This is a genomic window from Aerosakkonema funiforme FACHB-1375, from assembly GCF_014696265.1.
In the GTDB taxonomy this organism is placed as follows: domain Bacteria; phylum Cyanobacteriota; class Cyanobacteriia; order Cyanobacteriales; family Aerosakkonemataceae; genus Aerosakkonema; species Aerosakkonema funiforme_A.
In genome coordinates this window covers 21186-40131 of record NZ_JACJPW010000076.1, presented here as the reverse complement: position 1 = coordinate 40131, position 18946 = coordinate 21186, and the positions used below count along the sequence as shown (strand labels likewise).

The following is an 18946-nucleotide window of genomic DNA, read 5'->3' as shown; positions in this document are numbered from 1 at the left end:
TGTCAATTTTTACAATACATTTGTACTATCCGTGGGTAGCGATCGCACTCCTGCAAGTGCCTTAACAAAAGTTCATACAGTGTCGATTACTTTTGTCCGACTACTTACAATGACTTTGGCCGACGGGAGAGACGCAACCCCAGTCTGCTGTTTAATAACGAGTTTTATCTAGATAGGAACCTAGACGTAGCAGCAGAACTTAGCAGCGGTAAAGTTGACTATCCCTTGAAGCACTTCGATCGGCGCGGTCAATACGAACAGCGCGATCCGAGTGCTTTTTTTAACACGAAGTTTTATCTGGAGAGGAATCCAGATGTAGCAAAAGCGATCGCAGACGGTTCCTTCGCCACTGCGATGCAACACTTTGCCACTTTTGGTTTATTTGAGGGGCGCAATCCCAGCGATCGCTTTAACAGTCAGTTTTATCTCGACGCCAATCCAGATGTCAAGGCAGCCGTTACAGCAGGTTTGTTCCGCAGTGCTTTTGAACACTACATGGAGTTCGGTTTTGCGGAAGGTCGGCTTCCCGTAGCACCCACAGGCGTACCGACCTTTGCAAGCGAACTCAAAGTAAGTAAAGATAGTTTGTTTGCGGGTAAAACGACCGAAGTCACCTTCAGCGCCAAAATTGCCAATCCTCGTTCTGTAGATGAAATTCAACTTTTTGAAACTGACAGCAACGGCAACACCAATTTACTTGGCAAATTGTTCGATAAAGGTGATGTTGAAAAAGGCGATGATATCGCCAAAGACGGCGTTTTTACTAATAGGTTTACACTCGCACCTACCAGTCCCGGTCAAAAAACTTATTTTGCGGCAATTCCGGGAAGCGATCGAACAACCCAACCTACTCAGATAGAAATCTTGAATCCCATTAGTGAAGAGGCATTTGAGCAAACAATTAACTTCAACGCACAAGTAGGTCAGAAATTCCAAAATGCTTTAAATTTCGGACGCAGCGAACAACAAGCAATAGAGGAAATCAAAGCATTTCTGGAAGCGAATCCAAGTGAAGTAAAACCAGGAAGTATTGAAGTTGCTAACGACGGACTTGGTTGGAAAACCAAAGATGATGTTTTAGTTGTACTCGATACAAACCAACTAAACTATCAAGGACAGCGCAGCATTTCTTCACAAATCTCTGCTAATCAAAGCGCTGTTTATTTTCGCGATCGAATTAGTCAAGCTAATGGGAATAAATTGAATAGTTCCAGTCAAATACTGGTACTTTCCCCCTATGCTTTCCAATTTGAACCCTATGACGAGGGTAATAACATTGCTTCAATCCTTAACGATGCAGGCTTTGATGTTAAAGATGAATACAACGATGATGTAACGGTAGAAGATTTTAAGAACCTGGAAAGATATGGCGCGATCGCCATTTCCACACACGGAGGAGTTCGTAACGGTCAAGTCATCATCAGTTCGGGCGAGCAAATTAGTTCATCCAACTCAGAAGAATATCTCGAAAAGTACGGTGCAGACCTCAAGGCAGGTAGGCTGGTTTTGGGTGTAAGTTTGACTCCATCGACATCTGGGAATGAACTTTTGATCGCACCTTCATTTATAACCAAATACTCAAAAAATTTGCCAGATTCAATTGTTTATGTAGGTGCTTGCGACAGCACGAAAAACCCAACCTTAGCGCAGGCATTTCTGAGTGAAGGCGCAGCAGCTTTTGTGGGATATTCAGATGTGGTTCTATCTAGTTTCGCCGAATCTCACGGCATCGATATGTTTGATGCACTTGTGGAAGGTAAAACTGTAAGTGAAATTCCCGGAATTAATGTCGATCGAGAAAAAGATAGAGATCCAGCACTGTTTGAACTAATCGGTTCGGATGACGCCTCCCTCTCTGTTGCCGAACTGAAGAATGGTTCGTTTGAGGAAGATGAATTGCTAGGTTGGATAACAAAGGGAGATACTCGTACAATTACAGCTTTGGGGCCACTTTCACCTACTGACGGTAACGAAATGGCTATTATCAGCACCGGATTGGGTTCGGTGAACAATAGCCAAAGCAGCATATCTCAAAAGTTCTTCGTTCGGCAAAACGCCAAAGATATTATTATCAATTACAACGTCATTTCTGAAGAACCAAGCGAATTTGTTGATACCGAGTTCGATGACCAATTCGAGATTATCTTCAATGGCACAAGAATCGCTAAAGAGAGAGTCAATACATCAAATTGGGAACGAATAGAAGGGATTGATTTCTTTGGAGGAGATGAAACTGTATACGATCTTGGCGGATTTAAAACGGTTACTTACGACTTAACTCCTTTTAGAGGTCAAACAGTAGAGTTGGCGATGAGAACTTTCGATCGCGGAGACTCAAAATACGATACGGCTGCTCTTGTGGACAATATTGAGATTACGACTGTATAAATGAGGAAGCATCTGGCTACTCAGGTCAGGTGTTTCTGCATTTAACTTTTGTTTACAAGAGCGCCTTGGCCAAAGGCAGATTGGGCCTCTACAAAACAGCAGTGCTTTAACAAGACTTCTCAGAGGCAGGATGTTGTAGACAAAGCCGAAAGTTTACAAGAGGACGTCCGTAAACAAGACAATCCCGTTTTTTAAACGGGATTGTCTTAAGAAATCTTAAACTAACTTGCGGATAAGAGGCATGGGATTTCTATCCAATATTCTATTCCCTATGCCTGATGCGCTTGATAAGTCATTATTATTATGGTTATGAGTTAAGAGCATTCAACTATAGAACCTGTAGGGCAGACCGGAAAATCCGCCCTTATACCATTTGTGTTATTTATACCAGATTGGAATTGCTGAAACTAAGTGCTGGTATAACTTTCGCCAGGTATAATTCTGGCATCCAAAATGGTATTAACCGATCGTGTCGCCTGCTCTACCTCTAGTCATTGAAGGCAACAAACTTAATACGGGAACTTCCTGCACAAATTTAGGAGTGTAAGAGCTGTGCTATGAAATCATCTTCTCCAAACACCTCGTATATTGCCGATCGACCGAATATATCTCGCATCATTTTAATTGCTTGTGCTGCTGCACTGGGCGGTTTTTTATTCGGTTTTGATACTGCCGTGATTAATGGTGCTGTCGCAGCATTGCAAAAAACGTTCGGCGCTAGCAGTGGGATGATCGGTCTGGCAGTTTCCTCTGCGTTGCTGGGGTCTGCGCTGGGAGCTTTTATCGCAGGCCCGATCGCCGATCGACAAGGGCGCATTAAAGCTATGATAATTGCTTCGGTGATGTTCACGCTCAGCGCCATTGGTTCTGGGATACCTTTTGGGATTTGGGACTTCATCTTTTGGCGCGGATTGGGTGGAGTGGGAGTTGGGATAGCCAGTGTGATTGCACCTGCTTACATTGCAGAAGTTGCTCCCGCTAATTTACGAGGAAGACTCGGTTCTCTGCAACAATTAGCGATCGTTGTAGGCATTTTCATCGCACTGCTATCTGACTACTTTATTGCTTTGGGAGCAGGAGGATCTGCTGAGGGAGAATTTTGGTTTGGATTCACAGCTTGGCGCTGGATGTTTTGGTCGGAAATTCCGCCAGCAATCCTTTACGGGGTCGCGGCTTTGATGATACCTGAATCGCCTCGGTATTTAGTGGCTCAAGGTCGAGACCGAGAAGCAGCTAACGTTCTCGCTAAGATTTTGGGGGGTAATGTTGAGGCAAAAGTTGAAGAAATCCGCCAAACGGTTAATCGGGAACACAAACCTAAATTTTCTGATATTCTCAGCAGACGGGGTGGACTGTTGCCGATCGTCTGGATAGGAATGGGTCTATCTATTCTCCAGCAATTCGTTGGCATTAACGTTATCTTTTACTACAGCAGTATTTTGTGGCGAGCGGTTGGATTTTCCGAAAGAGATTCGCTCTTGATTACAGTCATCACAGGTGTTGTCAATATTTTGACAACTTTTATTGCCATCTCTACTGTAGACAAATTCGGTCGCAAACCTCTGCTTCTGTTAGGTTCGATCGGCATGACCGTTACTCTAGGAACGCTCGCGCTGATCTTTGGCAATGCTGCGATCGATCCTGTCACCGGCAACCCCACGTTAACAGGTTCTTCTGGAATAATTGCGCTTTTAGCAGCCAATCTCTACGTAGTTTTCTTCGGTTGTTCTTGGGGGCCGATCGTCTGGGTGTTGTTGGGAGAAATCTTTAATAACCAGATTCGAGCAATTGCTCTTTCTCTCGCTGCTTCCATACAGTGGATTGCTAATTTTATCGTTTCCACGACATTTCCTCCCCTACTCCAATTCTTCGGGTTAGGTTCTGCCTACGGTTTGTATACGATATCGGCAGCGATTTCCATCTTTTTCGTCGTCTTTTTTATTAGGGAAACGAAAGGCAAGGAATTAGAAGAGATGTAGATCGTGCAAACTTATCTAATCGTAGGCTTGGTTAGGCACTGGCGATAAGTAGAGGCGGGGTCACCCCGCCCCTACATTCAACCAATAATTTAGTTCCCGTGCCGTAACCTACCGATCGCGATCGACAGAATGTTCATGATGAATTATGCGAGTTAACTGTCAGGCAATTTAATTATTGGTTGCTATACTCAATTTCTCGCCCGTGCCTAACACACCCTACGGTTAAATAAAATATTATTACCCTTATAAATATGGGAGAGCAGAAATTTGAGGTGGGGTACACTTTTAGGCATGGTCTTAACTGCGATAAATAAGTGCGATCGCACACCAGCGCTCCCCCTCTCTGTAGACGGGGAGGTGGTTGGGGGTCGGGTAGCCCCAGCGTACCCCAGAAAGGTTAAAATCTTCCTGATCCTTCTTCACCATCCCAGTCCCCTACCTTTGCGGAGGATAAAACCCTGACTACCCGCGTAATCCTTGTCCGCCACGGGCAAAGCACCTATAATCAACAACAGCGCATCCAAGGCCGTATCGACGAATCGGTATTGACGGAAACGGGGCGTGCTACCGCTCGTCAGATTGCCCCTGCTCTTATGGGCCTTACCTTTGATGCTATTTACAGCAGTCCCCTGCAAAGAGCAAAAGAAACGGCAGAAATCGTACAATCCTATTTGCCAAATCCTCCGAAGTTGCAGGTGGCAGATAAATTAATGGAAATCGATCTGCCTTTGTGGGAACGCTTGCACAAAGATGAGGTAAAGGAAAAGTTTTCCGAAGATTATCGGTGCTGGAAAGAACGACCGCACGAACTGCGAATGCTGCTGTCAACAGCCGCAGGAACTAGAGAACATTTTCCTGTTTTAGCTTTATACGAGCAAGCTAAGCAATTTTGGCAGGAAGTTTTGCCTCGCCATGTGGGAAAAACGATTCTCATAGTAGCTCATAACGGTATTAATCGTGCTTTGATTAGCACAGCACTCGGCATTCCACCCTCTCGCTATCACTCCATCCAGCAGTCTAACTGCGGTATCAATGTTTTGAATTTTCCCGATACCGATTCTGTGCCAATCGAAGGTAAAATTGGCGGGGGAACTGTTCAGATGGAATCGATGAATTTGATCGACCATCTGGGAGATCCGCTGCCAAAACCTCGTCCCGGTCATCAGGGCCCGCGTCTGCTGTTAGTGCGTCATGGCGAAACTGAGTGGAACCGTCAGAAGAAGTTTCAGGGGCAAATTGATGTGCCGCTGAACGATAATGGCAGAAAACAATCTTCTGCGGCGGCGGAATTTCTCAAGGATGTGCAGATAGACAATGCTATTAGCAGTCCGATGCTGCGTCCCAAGGAAACGGCTGAGATTATTTTAGAATATCATCCCAATACAGAACTGGAATTGCTTGCTGATTTAAGCGAAATCGGTCACGGACTTTGGGAAGGAAAATTTGAGGCAGAAATCGAACAAGAGTTTCCAGGTCTGCTAAAACAGTGGCAGGAAACGCCCGAAATCGTGCAAATGCCGGAAGGGGAAAACTTGCAACAGGTTTGGTCAAGAGCGATCGCAGCTTGGCAGTCGATCGTACTTAAATATAGCAAAGAGTCTAAAACAATTTTAGTAGTAGCTCACGATGCTATTAACAAAGCTATTCTCTGCCATTTATTCGATTTGCAGCCAGAACATTTCTGGAATTTTAAACAAGGTAACTGCGCTGTGAGTGTGATTGACTATCCGCAAGGTGCAGACGGTTATGCCGTGCTGCAAAGCATGAATATCACTACTCACTTGGGTGGAGGTGTCCTCGACAAAACCGCAGCAGGAGCATTGTAAATTTCCTATTGGTCATTAGTTAGTTTTCGTTTGTTCTTTTGACCAATTCAAAGCCAATTTTAGATTTTAGATTTTGGATTTTGGATTAAAAAACAAATTTTTGGCTTCAGACATGGAGAAAATCTAAATAGAGAAAATCTAAAATCTAAAATCTAAAATCCAAAATTGTTTGACCGATCGCCAATGACCAATAGCGAATTGCTGCAACAAGTACGAGTCATAGATCCAGTCTCCGGAACCGATCAAATTGCCGATGTTTTGATTGCCAACGGTACGATCGAGGCTGTGGAAGAAAACATCTCTAAGTTACCATCCAAAACATCGGTGCGTGATTGTCGCGGACTGGTTTTAGGCCCCGGATTGGTGGATTTATACAGCCACTCAGGAGAACCCGGTTTTGAAGAACGAGAAACCCTCCCATCTCTGATCCAAGCAGCTCGATCGGGCGGCTTTACCCGCGTCGCTATTCTACCAAATACGACACCGCCGCTGGATAATCCCGCAGGTTTAGCACGTTTGCAGAGATTAGCAGGCGATATCACCGACAAGTTATCAGTTCCTCCCCCACTCTACTTCTGGGGTGCGATCACTTTGGGGGTGCAGGGACAGCAAATGACGGAATTGGCAGAATTGGCTGACTCTGGTATTGTCGGTTTTACCGACGGTCAACCGCTGCAAAACTTGGCTTTGGTGCGCCGTTTGTTAGAATACCTCAAAACTCTGAGCAAGCCGATCGCTCTTTGGCCGGAATACCGCGAGTTGGCGGGGAACGGGGTGATGCGCGAAGGCATAAATTCGATTCGCTTAGGCTTACCGGGAAATCCCTCTATCTCCGAAACAGCCGCCCTCGCCGCTTTGCTGGAAGTCGTGGAAGCTGTTGGTACTCCTGTTCATATCATGCGCGTTTCCACTGGGCGCAGCGTGCAGTTGATTTGGGAAGCGAAGGTGCGGGGTTTACCGATTACGGCCAGCACTACTTGGATGCACCTTTTGCTTGACACAGAAGCTATTAGCAGTTATAATACATCACTGCGATTGTCACCGCCTTTGGGTAGTCCAGCCGATCGCGCTGCCTTGAAGCGAGGAGTGCAGCAGGGAATCATCGATGCGATCGCAATTGACCACACACCCTACAGTTACGAAGAGAAAACGGTGGCGTTTGGGGAAGCGCCTCCAGGTGCGATCGGTTTAGAATTGGCTTTGCCTCTGCTTTGGCAAAATTTGGTGGAAACTGGCGAATGGTCTGCGTTGGAGTTGTGGCGAGTTTTGAGTACTCAGCCAGCTGTTTGTCTCAAGCAAATCCCAGCTGCGATCGCTCCCGGTCAGCCAGCTGAGGTAATTCTATTCGATCCACAGTTAACCTGGAAAGTGCAAAAGCAAAATCTTAAGTCTCTTTCCTACAACACGCCTTGGCTGGGCCAAGATTTGATTGGTCGAGTCATTGTAGGGGTTAGGGGCTAGGGGCTAGGGAAGAGGGAAGAGGGAAAAGGGAAAAGGGAAAAGATTTATTCTCCTACTCCCCCACTCCCCCACTCCCCCACTCCTATTTGCCAGCAGCAGGATAAAGTGGTTCTGGGTCTAATTCTCCTAAGCGATTGAGGGGCCAGAAGCGAACTACAGCCCTACCGATGATGCGATCGCGAGGCACAAAACCCCAGTAGTGGCTATCGTAGCTATTATTGCGGTTATCGCCCAAAACCAGGTAGGAGTCGCCTGGTACCGTCACTGGGCCGTATTGGTAGTCTGGCGCATCTTCAATATATTTTTCCTGTAGGGGTTTATTATTGATGTAAACTCTTCCCCCCTTAACAGCCACCTTTTCACCCGGTAGACCGATCACGCGCTTGATGAAAGCATCTTTGAAATTTTGTTGCTTGAGCGTGTCTGTGGGTGAAAATACCACAATATCTCCCCGCTGCGGAGTTTGGAAGTGGTAACTTAACTTATCGACTATTAAGCGATCGTTGATTTGTAGGGTTGGCAGCATTGACCCAGAGGGAATGTAACGAGCTTCCGCGACGAAAGTCCGAATCCCCAAAGCCAATATGACGCTTAAGCCAATGGTTTTGACTCCTTCCAACAAAGGATTTTCGGATGTTGATTGCGGATTTTTATCAGAAGCTTGATCCTGCACGCGAGTCATAGGCATTTAATCACTGGATATAATATAGATTACCAAATTAGTCAAGTGGTTGAGGAGAAAAGGTTAAACTGTATTGCCACAATCTACTTTGGCATAATTAGCAAAGATGCCACTCTCAACTTCTTCGATCGAATTTAAGCAAGTCGAGAATTGTTTGCTTGGAGAGCAATCCGGCTTTCCCCATACATTATATGTTTATCGCTATTTTCAGAGCGGCGATCGCGAGCGATAATTGTACTGAAACTCCCCCTTACTTTGTTTACCATGTCTTCCCATCCATCCTTATTTATCCGTCGTGCCAGAATTCTCTTACCGAGTGGTGAATTTATGGTAGGAGATGTAAAAATCTGTGGCGACGAAATTGTTGAGGTTGCATCCACAATTCTAGATACTGCCAAAGAAACGGGAGATAAGGAAATCGACGCCGATGGTTTGACCTTGTTGCCTGGGGTAATTGACCCCCAAGTACACTTTCGGGAACCGGGACTGGAACATAAGGAAGATTTGTTTACTGCCAGTTGCGCCTGCGCCAAAGGCGGGGTGACAGGGTTCTTGGAAATGCCCAATACTCGTCCTCTAACGACAACGCAAGCGAATCTGGATGATAAGTTACGACGGGCTGCCCAGAAGTGCCTAGTCAATTATGGCTTTTTTATGGGCGCAACGGCAGAAAACTTGCCTGATTTGCTTGAGGCTAACCCGACTTGCGGTATTAAAATTTTTATGGGATCGATGCACGGCGCGTTGTTGGTCGATCGCGAAGAGTGGCTGGAAGCTATATTTGCTAAAGGGGAAAGACTCATCACCGTTCACGCCGAAGACCAAGACCGCATTAATCGACGACGCCAGGAATTTGCCGGTATTACCGATCCTGCCATTCATTCCCAAATTCAGGATAATCAAGCTGCTCTCAATGCTACTCAGTTGGCGCTGCGTTTGTCTAAAAAATATCAGCGACGGTTGCATATTTTACATATGTCAACTGGTGAAGAAGCAGAATTGCTGCGTCAGGATAAACCAAGTTGGGTAACTGCTGAGGTAACCCCGCAACATTTGGTTCTGAATACGGATGCTTATGCAAAAATAGGCACATTAGCGCAGATGAATCCACCGTTGCGATCGCACCGCGATAACGAAGTTCTTTGGCAAGCGCTACTCGATGGCGTTATTGATTTTATCGCTACAGACCACGCGCCGCACACTTTAGAAGAAAAAGCTCAAGGTTATCCGAATACGCCTTCTGGAATGCCTGGTGTGGAAACTTCTTTGCCGATTATGCTAACTCAAGCGATGCAGGGAAGGTGTACTGTTGCACAAGTTTCTAACTGGATGTCTACTGCTGTGGCGAAGGCGTATAAGATTCCTAAAAAAGGTGCGATCGCTCCCGGTTACGATGCCGATTTGGTATTAGTAGATTTGGATAATTATCGCCCTGTTTTGCGCGAGGAATTGTTAACTAAATGCGGTTGGAGTCCTTTTGAGGGATGGAATTTGACTGGATGGCCAGTTTTTACGATTGTCGGCGGTCAAGTTGTTTACGAAAAAGGTAAGCTGTACACCGATGTGCGCGGGAAAGCTTTGACATTTGGTTAATGTGACGACCGAAGTCGCGATTGCACAGATTTTTAATAAAAAAAGGGGTTATGTTAGCGAGTTTTGGGTTAATCTTCCTCTTTGGATCGGGATTGAGAATAAAGAGGTATTTCTCTTGACTCTTACATTTTTTTGTGATATACTAATTTTGATGAGGAAGAACTAGCCTGTAATATTTTTTGCAAGCAGATTTCCATTATTTAAGAATACCACGAATTGTGTAAATATAGGGGAATATTAAATTTATTTATAAAAACTTATTTAATTGTAGGGTGGGTTAGGCACGGGCGATAATTTCAACACTTTCAACCAATAATTAACTTCCCATGCCTTAACCCACCATATCCCACCTATCCATAACATATACAAACATTTTCCACCATAAACCCTCTAGACCCAGAATGATTGAGAAACTGACTCCCGAACAAGAAGCACAAATTCCCCTTTATCGGGAGAAATGGAGATCGATCGCGCTTTCTACCGAACCAATTGACCGTCAAAAAGCTGCTGAAGCAGTCAAACTAACTTATGAAGTAATTGATGAAGAAGAACCTGAAATTATTTTTGCCCAGAGTCCTTATGCAGCTTTAGAAATAGTCACCCATGAATTAAGAAAAGGGCTGAAACGCAAGCTGGGAGACATCAAACATAAATTGAGATTTCCGGGATTAAGTTCACTTTCAAATCAAGTATGGTCTGTGATAGGTGATGAGCTTAGATCGTTGTGGGATCAAATTGGAAATGAACGGCGAAATCAAATTTTACTGCAACTAAAAGAGCAAATTCCAATAAAATTACGAAAACAGTTTTTTAGCGAATGTATTCCATTTGAAACATGGACTTATTATGGTAGTTATTTTGATTTCAACTTCTCTATCCTCAAATTACCTTGCGATGGAAAAATGTGGTTGGCATTTCATTTGCTAGTTTCTGAATGCGGTTGGATTTTTCCTTATGAAAAGATTTGCGTAGTTTGCGATCGCCCTAGAATCTTATCTTTCGACTCAGCAAACCAGCTTCATGCAGAAGGAAGCCCTGCCATTGAATTTGTTGATGGCTTCCAGGTGTATGCTTATCGTGGTGTGAGATTGCCTTTCAAATATAGAAAAATTCATCCTAACCAGTGGAAGGCGGATTGGCTGTTAGATGAAAAGAACGTAGAGCTTCGTCGAGCGTTGATTCAAGGGATTGGTTACCCACGAATCTGCAAAGAACTTTACGCGGTTGAAATAGATTCTTGGCAGGAATATTCTCTACTAAAAGTTGATGAGGATGCTGATCTTGAACCAATTCGATTGCTGAAAATGACTTGTCCTAGCACAGGATACATCCACGTTTTGCGAGTACCGCCCGCTCTAAAATCTGCAAGAGAAGCAATTTGTTGGGTAAATTGGGGAACAGATCCAGAAGAATTTTCAATACAAACCTAATCCCTAGAACAGCAATTAACTAATGGTTGGTAATGTGAGAAGATTTAAGTTAAATTCACCGAACGATGTAATGTTAGCTTGACGACTGCCATCTTCCCGATAAGCAAGAGCAAGATGCAGGTAGCTAGGCGGCTTGTATGGCAATCGTTCCGACCATTCGATCGCCACAATTCCCAAAGGCACTTCGACCCCTTCCCAAAAAGTTTCCGGGTGCAAAGAATCGACTTCTGCCGCTGACAAACGGTATAAATCCAAATGATACAAAGGCAATCTTCCTTCTGGGTACTCATTCACCAATGTAAAAGTAGGGCTGACGATCGCATCTAGTATGCCCAATCCTTCACCTATACCTTGAACTAAAGTAGTTTTGCCAGCACCTAAATCTCCTTCCAGTAAAATTACGCTACCAGCTTGTAGAGACTGACCCAAAGCGCGACCCAACGATCGCGTCGCATCAGCATCAGAAAGACGAATTGCCTGCGGTTCTATCACCATTTTCGATCGAAAACCTAAAATTTAAAATCGCCAACTGGTTGGGATTGAGCGCGACTGTACCAGCGCAGCAACACCCGCGCTAGCCTCTGAGAATTATGGCGCACCAAAGCCGTATTTTTATCCTCATCCATCACATTCGCCAACACAATTCTACGCCCCAACTGTTCGACTGCCTCGCGATCGAGGAAAACAGGATGAGAATTTTCTTGTGCGTAGCGAATCAGAGCGTTAGCCGACGGTGATTTCCGCTGCACCAATACGGCATTAAACAATCGCTTCCCGCAGGCTTCGTCAATGGCTCGGATGTGGTCGGAAACGGTGTATCCTTGAGTTTCTCCAGGCTGAGTCATGATATTGCAAACGTAGATGCTGGGAACTTGTCGTTCTGCGATCGCTTCTGCAATTTCCGGCACCAACAAATTAGAAATCACGCTGGTGTAGAGGCTACCTGGGCCAATAATAATGTAATCCGCTTCGCGAATTGCCTGCAAAGCTTTCGGCAAAGCGGGAGGATTGGCGGGAATACAACCAATTTTGACAATATTTCCTTTAGCTTCCGTAATCTTAGATTCTCCCTCAATGCAGCGTCCGTCTGCTAACTCAGCCCACAAACGGACATCGCTAAGCGTCGCCGGTAGCACCCGTCCTCTGATCGCCAAAACTTTGGAACTGGCAGCGATCGCTCGTTCCAAATCTCCAGTAACTTCGCTCATCGCCGTCAGGAACAGATTACCAAAACTGTGACCGACCAAACCATCCCCAGCGCGAAAGCGATATTGAAACAACTCCGTCAATAACTTTTCCTCATCTGCTAGCGCCGCCAAACAATTGCGAATATCCCCTGGTGGCAGCACGCCAATTTCCCGCCGCAAACGCCCAGAAGAACCGCCATCATCCGCCACCGTCACAACCGCTGTAAGATTGGCGCTGTAAGTTTTTAAACCTCTCAGCAAAGTAGAAAGACCCGTACCGCCGCCGATCGCCACAATTTTCGGGCCGCGATTGAGGCGGCGATGGGCTAGCAGCATATCAATCAGTTCTTCATCTCCTGCTGGTTTGAGAACTTCCGTAATAGCATTGAAACTGCGAGTATGTCCCCACAGAATAAACAGGATACCGAACGCTACTACGAGCGGGCCGCTGATATAGCTGGGAAAGAAGGAAGCAACCTTTTCTAAGATGTCGTTGATCAGCTGAATGAGGCGATAAATGGGAGTTAGCTTTACCCAGATGGCCAACCCCAGACTGGTGAGCAAGACACCGCCTGCACTCAAAAGCAACCAGCGTTTCACCAACAATCCAGGAGCCAACCATTTGAACCATGTATTGACTCGCTGGGGAGTGCGACTTCGTGACTCGTGGGACAGGACAAGAAGGGCTTGTTTGAATAAACTGAGGGACATAGATGATTTGGGCGAGGTATTCAAAAAGGTTCGTCAGACAAGTGTATAATAGAAGTTTTTAGGTTATCGAGCTAATATCTCCACTTAAGCAGTATGTTCAACTAGGTATTTGTTACCAGAGTTATTGGCGATCGATCAACCCTAAGCTTGTATGCCATAAGATTCATGTTGCACAGAGCGATATCTGGGTGAGATTTTCTTATGGAGCAGCGAATTTTGGGATTAGACCCAGGGCTGGCAGTAGTTGGATTTGGGGCCATTATTTGCCCAAAGCTAGAGCAAACTCCCGCGACCCTGCTAGACTTTGGAGTCATAAAAACTTCATCCGATCTAGACATCGGAGAACGACTCAACATAATTTATGAAGATTTGCATACATTAATACAGCAGTGGCAACCGGATCTGGTGGCGATCGAAAAACTATTTTTTTATCGCATGGGAAATACGATTGCTGTAGCCCAAGCGCGAGGTGTACTGATGTTAGTCTTAGCTCAGCATAAACTACCGATAGTAGAGTTTACGCCAGCACAAATAAAACAGGCGCTTACCGGCATGGGCAATGCGGATAAGTATGACGTGCAGCAGTCTGTGGCGCGGGAGTTAAATTTAGATTATATTCCCAAACCGGACGATGCAGCGGACGCTCTGGCAGTAGCCTTAACTGCATGGTTCGATCGGGCTGCTTAAACTCCTGCGTGAGAAGATTTTTAAGGCACTAATTGCTCCTTTTTCGCAAAAAACCGCAATCTTCTATTTATAGACACATCATATCCTTTGGTTATAAATTTGCCATATTTTAAAATTCTTCATTGCTAAGTTAGCAATATTTTCACAAATCCAAAATATAAAATTTAAAATCCAAAAAATAGGGCATAGGTTTGCTCCTGTAGTTTAAATGAACACAAACATAAGTTTTATTTACAAAAATACAATATAAGCAAAAATACTTGAAATAAGTCAAAACTTCTTTAAAAACACAAAATTAATAGGAATCTGGTTTGGCTGGATTGAGCAACCTTATCAATAAAGTCATTTTTTGCCACAGATAATATGTAAACTTCTCTCAATCTAACCGTAATATAGTAGTAATTGATGTTATTGTTGCCGCTGCAATCAAAGGACCGCAGCAATTTTAGAGGTATTGTAATGGCTAAAATCCTAATTGTGGATGATTCAAGCTTATCCCGTCGGATACTAAAAGCCATACTAGAACTAGAGGGACATCAAATTATTGAGGCATCTGACGGGATAGCAGCGATCGAGCTTTATTTTCTCGAACACCCCGACTTAGTAACGCTCGATCTGGTCATGGCCGGTATGACAGGAACAGAGGTACTGGAAAAATTAATCTCCTTGGATAGGTCAGCGCAGGTGATAGTAGCCAGTGCCGATCTTCAGACTTTCACCCAGAAAACGGTTAAGCAAGTAGGGGCGCGTGCCTTTATCAATAAACCATTTGTTGCTGCTCATGTACTGGAAATTGTCAATGCAGTACTGGAAAGAGGTTCGTAATGTTACTTACAGAACAACAACAAGACGCATTAACTGAACTGATCGATATAAGCTTTGCCCAACTACAAAAAATTAACTCTTCTGTCAAGATTATTGCTTGTAGCGGACTGGGTTACAGCACAATGGTATAATCGGTTGAAAAGCTGGGAGTTAAAACGTTTTTAGCGAAGCCTTATACTACCCAAGAATTATTAAAAACTATTAGCCGAGTTTTAGCCTAAGCTAGGTCTAGGGAAGAGGGAGAGCAGGGGGGTAGGGGCAGACTCATGTGTCTGCCCGGAGCGGGGGAGTGAGAGAATTAATAGTTCGACTTTTCCCTTTTCCCTTTCCCTCCTCCCTCTCCCTCTCATTTTTGACTTTTGACTTTTGACTTTGCAGGGAAGGGGTTGGGGGAGAGGTCAACTGACTTATACTAGAGCAGCCAAAGCTTTTTCTACTGCTTGTAAAGCTCGATCGACTTCCGCAGCGGAGACGATCAAAGGTGGTACAAATCTGAGGACTTTAGGGCCGGCGGGAACGAGCAATAAACCTTCAGCCATTGCAGCTTTTACTACATCAGCTGAAGTTAGTTCGATATCTGCTTTCAGCTCCATACCGTTAATTAAACCCCAACCGCGCACTTCGACAATATGGTTAGGATACTTAGAGGCGATCGCTCTCAATCCAGTCCGCAATTGTTCGCCCCTATCCTGCACATTTTGGAGAATATTCTCCCTTTCTAAAGTTTGACAAACAGTAAGGGCAGCCGCACAGGCAAAAGGATTGCCACCGTAGGTGCTGGCGTGATCCCCAGGTTGGAAAACAGCGCAGAATTGCTTACACAAAGTAGCACCGATCGGAATACCGCCACCTAATCCTTTGGCGCTGGTGAAAATATCAGGTTCGATCCCTAAATTTTCGTATCCCCAGAACTTGCCACTGCGACCCATACCTACTTGCACTTCGTCGAGAATCAGCAAAATGCCGTTTTCATCGCAAATTTCGCGTACCTGCTGGAAGTATTCCACATCTCCGGGACGGACGCCGCCTTCTCCCTGTAATGCTTCCAGGAGAATAGCACAAACCCTGCGATCGCCTGTATCGATATCGACGATCGCATTCTTGAGCCCTTCAATATCGTTATAAGGTACATAGTGAAATCCCGGCATCAACGGATCGAAGTTCTTTTGGTACTTCGGCTGACCCGTGGCTGTAATCGTCGCCAACGTGCGTCCGTGGAAACTGGCGTGCGCCGTCAAAATTACCGGATTGGTGATTTTTAAGACCGTATGGGCGTATTTGCGAGCCAATTTGATCGCCCCTTCATTTGCTTCTGCCCCAGAGTTGCAGAAAAATACGCGATCGGCACAGGAATGTTCCACTAGCCATTGCGCCAGCTGACCCTGTACGGGAATATAGTACAGATTGGAAACGTGGTGCAGCGTCTGGATTTGACGAGTTACCGTTTCCACTAAAGCTGGGTGGGCGTGTCCCAAAGTGCAAGTGGCAATTCCCGCCACAAAGTCCAGATATTCGCGCCCTTCGGTATCCCAAACGCGACAACCTTCTCCCTTCTCCAGCGCTAGGGGGAATCGCCCGTAAGTTGTCATCACGCAGTCATCAAAACTGGCTCGGTCAAACGGGGCAGACAGTACAGGTGCTGATTCTGCGGGTATGTGGGGATTTTCAACGAGAGTTTCTATGCTCACTGACTCAATCCTTAATATTCGAGCTTTGTTGAAAAGCTGTGGTACGGAATTTTAAGGCAGATTAATGTAGGACTGCTATTTCAATACAGCAGCTTATCTCAATAACCTAAACCTTATGTACGGTATTGTATTCTCAGAGAAAGTAGTATTATCGTACTTTCCGCAACACTTTATCCTAGCAAGTTTAAACTCTACAGGCCAAGGACATCAAGGAAGGTTTGCAGAGTTAGTCATTGTTCTGATCGTTCTTCTGCTAGTTGCCACAGGTGTGGCGCTGCTATCTCGGCAGTTTCGTTTGCCCTATGTCACGGGTTTGGTTCTCGCAGGTTTGGCAATCGCGGAGTTCTTACCACGTCGCGTCGGATTGGATTCTTCGCTGATTTTGAATCTATTTTTACCGATTTTGCTGTTTGAGTCGGCAATAAACACTGATATCAGCCGCCTGCGAAGCACCATTAAACCGATCCTCCTCTTAGCTGGGCCAGGTGTGGCGATCGCAGCTGGAGTTACTTCCCTATTGTTAAAACTGGGGCTGGGGTTGGGTTGGATACCGGCGCTACTGATAGGGACGATCCTCGCCATTACCGATACGGTGTCGGTAATTGCCGTTTTTAAAGAAGTATCCGTACCTTCCAGACTATCCACAATTGTAGAAGGAGAAAGTTTATTTAACGATGGTGTAGCCCTCGTTCTTTTCAGTTTAATTTTGAAAGTCCATTCAACCGGATCGATAACTTTTCTGGAGGGACTACAAGATTTATTTGTGGTAATTGTCGGCGGCAGTCTTGTCGGATTAGCTTTGGGTTATTTGAGTGTAGGTTTATTTGTACGTTTGGACGATCCCCTCAGCAGTATCTTACTAACAGTTGCGGTAGCGCTAGGAACTTTTCAGATCGGACAAGTTGTGGGCGTATCCGGTGTTGTGGCAGTAGTTGTAGCCGGATTAATTGTGGGAAACTTCGGACTTTCCGGTAGTGTTTCCGCTTCCAGTCGCATCACTTTATTCAGCTTTTGGGAATATGCGGGTTTTGGTGTCAATACATTTATTTTTCTGCTTATTGGTATAGAAATAGATTTGATTACTCTTTGGCAAACTTTGCCAGGAGTTTTGCTCGCTATTTTGGCTTACCAAGTGGGGAGATTTGTATCGGTTTATCCCTTGTTAGCTGGGGTGCATTTGTTCGATCGCCCCGTTCCTCTGCGCTGGCAACACGTTCTATTTTTGGGCAATATTAAAGGTTCTCTTTCAATGGCGCTTGCCTTCAGTTTGCCTTCTACAATTCCAGGAAGAGAATCTTTAATTGCCTTAGTATTCGGTAGCGTGCTTTTATCTTTGGTAGGGCAAGGTTTGAGTTTGCCTTGGCTGGTGCGAAGGTTGCAATTAGTTCGATTTTCCGAGTTTCGTCAGCAAACTGAGGAATTGCAAGCTCAACTCATGACTGCGAAGGCAGCACAAGATGAATTGGATAGTTTATTGAAGGCGGGAGTGTTACCAAAATCTGTGTATGAAGAAATGCGATCGAGTTATCAAGTAAAAGTAGCAGCCGCAGAAAAGGCACTGCGAGATTTATACAATCGCCGTCCGGAGGAGTTGGCTGCTACTAATAAGGATCTCATCAAATTCGATGCCATTCGTCGGCGCTTGTTATTGGCAGAAAAAGGTGCTTTAAACGAAGCATTGCGGAAACGAATTCTTTCAGAAGAAATCGTGCAAAGTAGGATACAAACTATTGACGAGCAACTGTTGAAACTGGAAGACGATTAACGGCAACCTTCCATAAAATCGATCATTTGATGTAACGAACCTGGCTTGGTGACAACCAAAACGGTTGAACCAGATTCTAGCACAGTACTGCCGTTGGGAATTGCTAAATCCATATGCGGGTGTGCTTGATAACCAATAATTAGAGAACCTGTAGGAAAACGAGTATCTTGAGCGATTTCAGCCACACTGCGTCCGACAACGTTGCACTTTTGTGGAATCGATAGCTTTAAAACCTCGATTTGACCTTGCTCGAAGTGCATCATGGATTCGACTTCGGGATATTCGATCGCATTCACCATTGTAGAAACGGCTAAGTCGATCGTACTGATAACATGATGCGCCCCAGCTAAGCGCAAAGGTTGTTCAAAATCGCGGTGGCGCATCCGGCTGATAATGTGGGAAACACCGTAGTGTTTGGCAAGCGTAACCATTGCCAAGTTTAAGGCATCGTTCCGCAATACGGCAGCAAGAGAATCTGCTTTGCGAATTCCCGCTTCCAAAAGAACTTCTGTGTTTACGGCACTACCTTCAAAAGCCATTGCTCCCACTTGTTCGCGAGCGTAGCGACAAGCATTAGGATCTATATCAATTATGGCAACCGTGTGTCCCAGTTCTACTAACCTTTGAGCCAAATTTATGCCGATCAGTCCGGCTCCACCAATTAATACATACATTCCCGATCTCCTTTACTATTAGATTGAATTAAGTATCTGTTATGCTGCCT

Annotated in this window: 16 protein-coding genes; 11 read left to right on the top strand and 5 right to left on the bottom strand. The window is 45.1% G+C overall.

Features of this window, described 5'->3' with window-relative positions; all coding sequences use genetic code 11:
- Positions 1 to 225 precede the first annotated feature (225 nt).
- The 4 genes from H6G03_RS25060 (at position 226) to H6G03_RS25045 (ending at position 7654) form a co-directional block, all read left to right on the top strand.
- The gene (locus H6G03_RS25060; RefSeq protein WP_190470266.1) at positions 226 to 2388 is read left to right on the top strand and encodes a hypothetical protein; all 2163 of its coding nucleotides are present in this window, start codon (positions 226 to 228) and stop codon (positions 2386 to 2388) included.
- A gap of 557 nt (positions 2389 to 2945) precedes the next feature.
- Positions 2946 to 4367 carry a sugar porter family MFS transporter gene (locus H6G03_RS25055; protein WP_190470263.1) on the top strand — a complete coding sequence of 474 codons (1422 nt, stop codon included), beginning with the start codon at positions 2946 to 2948 and terminating at the stop codon, positions 4365 to 4367.
- Between the two features lie 458 nt (positions 4368 to 4825).
- Positions 4826 to 6193 (top strand): histidine phosphatase family protein, encoded by a 1368-nt coding sequence (locus tag H6G03_RS25050; protein WP_190470281.1) that lies wholly within the window; start codon positions 4826 to 4828, stop codon positions 6191 to 6193.
- 183 nt (positions 6194 to 6376) lie between these two features.
- Positions 6377 to 7654, top strand: a complete 1278-nt coding sequence (locus H6G03_RS25045) for a dihydroorotase (protein ID WP_190470260.1) — start codon at positions 6377 to 6379, stop codon at positions 7652 to 7654.
- A gap of 82 nt (positions 7655 to 7736) precedes the next feature.
- On the opposite strand, the gene lepB is transcribed toward H6G03_RS25045, so the two are convergent.
- A complete protein-coding gene (lepB, locus tag H6G03_RS25040; RefSeq protein ID WP_190470278.1) occupies positions 7737 to 8336 on the bottom strand; it encodes a signal peptidase I in 600 nt (199 codons plus the stop codon).
- Positions 8337 to 8442: 106 nt separating this feature from the next.
- Here lepB and H6G03_RS38980 point away from each other — a divergent pair, with 106 nt between their 5' ends.
- From H6G03_RS38980 to H6G03_RS25030, 3 genes are all read left to right on the top strand, one after another.
- Positions 8443 to 8568 (top strand): hypothetical protein, encoded by a 126-nt coding sequence (locus H6G03_RS38980; protein WP_255512281.1) that lies wholly within the window; start codon positions 8443 to 8445, stop codon positions 8566 to 8568.
- A gap of 32 nt (positions 8569 to 8600) precedes the next feature.
- Positions 8601 to 9929 carry a dihydroorotase gene (locus tag H6G03_RS25035; RefSeq protein ID WP_190470258.1) on the top strand — a complete coding sequence of 443 codons (1329 nt, stop codon included), beginning with the start codon at positions 8601 to 8603 and terminating at the stop codon, positions 9927 to 9929.
- A gap of 401 nt (positions 9930 to 10330) precedes the next feature.
- Positions 10331 to 11359: a DUF6745 domain-containing protein gene (locus tag H6G03_RS25030; protein WP_190470255.1), complete on the top strand. Its 1029-nt coding sequence runs from the start codon at positions 10331 to 10333 to the stop codon at positions 11357 to 11359.
- A gap of 15 nt (positions 11360 to 11374) precedes the next feature.
- Here H6G03_RS25030 and tsaE read toward each other — a convergent pair whose 3' ends face one another.
- Both tsaE and H6G03_RS25020 read right to left on the bottom strand, forming a co-directional pair.
- A complete protein-coding gene (gene tsaE, locus H6G03_RS25025) occupies positions 11375 to 11854 on the bottom strand; it encodes a tRNA (adenosine(37)-N6)-threonylcarbamoyltransferase complex ATPase subunit type 1 TsaE (RefSeq protein WP_190470252.1) in 480 nt (159 codons plus the stop codon).
- A gap of 14 nt (positions 11855 to 11868) precedes the next feature.
- Positions 11869 to 13257, bottom strand: coding sequence for a gluconeogenesis factor YvcK family protein (locus H6G03_RS25020; protein ID WP_190470249.1), 1389 nt, complete (start codon positions 13255 to 13257; stop codon positions 11869 to 11871).
- A 201-nt stretch (positions 13258 to 13458) separates the two neighbouring features.
- Here H6G03_RS25020 and ruvC point away from each other — a divergent pair, with 201 nt between their 5' ends.
- From ruvC to H6G03_RS38975, 3 genes are all read left to right on the top strand, one after another.
- Positions 13459 to 13944, top strand: a complete 486-nt coding sequence (gene ruvC, locus H6G03_RS25015) for a crossover junction endodeoxyribonuclease RuvC (protein ID WP_190470247.1) — start codon at positions 13459 to 13461, stop codon at positions 13942 to 13944.
- 459 nt (positions 13945 to 14403) lie between these two features.
- Entirely contained in the window at positions 14404 to 14769 is a 366-nt protein-coding gene (locus tag H6G03_RS25010; RefSeq protein WP_190470245.1) for a response regulator, read from the top strand.
- Entirely contained in the window at positions 14769 to 14900 is a 132-nt protein-coding gene (locus H6G03_RS38975; RefSeq protein WP_255512280.1) for a hypothetical protein, read from the top strand. The genes H6G03_RS25010 and H6G03_RS38975 overlap by 1 nt, the downstream gene beginning before the upstream one ends.
- Positions 14901 to 15176: 276 nt before the next feature.
- On the opposite strand, the gene H6G03_RS25005 is transcribed toward H6G03_RS38975, so the two are convergent.
- Positions 15177 to 16457, bottom strand: coding sequence for an acetylornithine/succinylornithine family transaminase (locus tag H6G03_RS25005; protein ID WP_190470241.1), 1281 nt, complete (start codon positions 16455 to 16457; stop codon positions 15177 to 15179).
- A 115-nt stretch (positions 16458 to 16572) separates the two neighbouring features.
- Here H6G03_RS25005 and H6G03_RS25000 point away from each other — a divergent pair, with 115 nt between their 5' ends.
- The gene (locus H6G03_RS25000) at positions 16573 to 18222 is read left to right on the top strand and encodes a cation:proton antiporter (protein WP_190470237.1); all 1650 of its coding nucleotides are present in this window, start codon (positions 16573 to 16575) and stop codon (positions 18220 to 18222) included.
- Here H6G03_RS25000 and H6G03_RS24995 read toward each other — a convergent pair.
- The gene (locus H6G03_RS24995) at positions 18219 to 18896 is read right to left on the bottom strand and encodes a potassium channel family protein (RefSeq protein ID WP_190470234.1); all 678 of its coding nucleotides are present in this window, start codon (positions 18894 to 18896) and stop codon (positions 18219 to 18221) included. The two genes, H6G03_RS25000 and H6G03_RS24995, sit on opposite strands and share 4 nt — an antisense overlap.
- Between the last annotated feature and the right edge of the window lie 50 nt (positions 18897 to 18946).

What these genes read in the sequence shown, in the direction of transcription:
- H6G03_RS25055 (WP_190470263.1), top strand. Translation starts at nt 2,946, where the DNA reads ATGAAATCATCTTCTCCAAACACCTCGTATATTGCCGATCGACCGAAT.
- H6G03_RS25045 (WP_190470260.1), top strand. Translation starts at nt 6,377, where the DNA reads ATGACCAATAGCGAATTGCTGCAACAAGTACGAGTCATAGATCCAGTC.
- lepB (WP_190470278.1), bottom strand. Translation starts at nt 8,336, where the DNA reads ATGACTCGCGTGCAGGATCAAGCTTCTGATAAAAATCCGCAATCAACA.
- H6G03_RS38980 (WP_255512281.1), top strand. Translation starts at nt 8,443, where the DNA reads ATGCCACTCTCAACTTCTTCGATCGAATTTAAGCAAGTCGAGAATTGT.
- H6G03_RS25035 (WP_190470258.1), top strand. Translation starts at nt 8,601, where the DNA reads ATGTCTTCCCATCCATCCTTATTTATCCGTCGTGCCAGAATTCTCTTA.
- H6G03_RS25030 (WP_190470255.1), top strand. Translation starts at nt 10,331, where the DNA reads ATGATTGAGAAACTGACTCCCGAACAAGAAGCACAAATTCCCCTTTAT.
- tsaE (WP_190470252.1), bottom strand. Translation starts at nt 11,854, where the DNA reads ATGGTGATAGAACCGCAGGCAATTCGTCTTTCTGATGCTGATGCGACG.
- H6G03_RS25020 (WP_190470249.1), bottom strand. Translation starts at nt 13,257, where the DNA reads ATGTCCCTCAGTTTATTCAAACAAGCCCTTCTTGTCCTGTCCCACGAG.
- ruvC (WP_190470247.1), top strand. Translation starts at nt 13,459, where the DNA reads ATGGAGCAGCGAATTTTGGGATTAGACCCAGGGCTGGCAGTAGTTGGA.
- H6G03_RS25010 (WP_190470245.1), top strand. Translation starts at nt 14,404, where the DNA reads ATGGCTAAAATCCTAATTGTGGATGATTCAAGCTTATCCCGTCGGATA.
- H6G03_RS38975 (WP_255512280.1), top strand. Translation starts at nt 14,769, where the DNA reads ATGTTACTTACAGAACAACAACAAGACGCATTAACTGAACTGATCGAT.
- H6G03_RS25000 (WP_190470237.1), top strand. Translation starts at nt 16,573, where the DNA reads ATGTACGGTATTGTATTCTCAGAGAAAGTAGTATTATCGTACTTTCCG.
- H6G03_RS24995 (WP_190470234.1), bottom strand. Translation starts at nt 18,896, where the DNA reads ATGTATGTATTAATTGGTGGAGCCGGACTGATCGGCATAAATTTGGCT.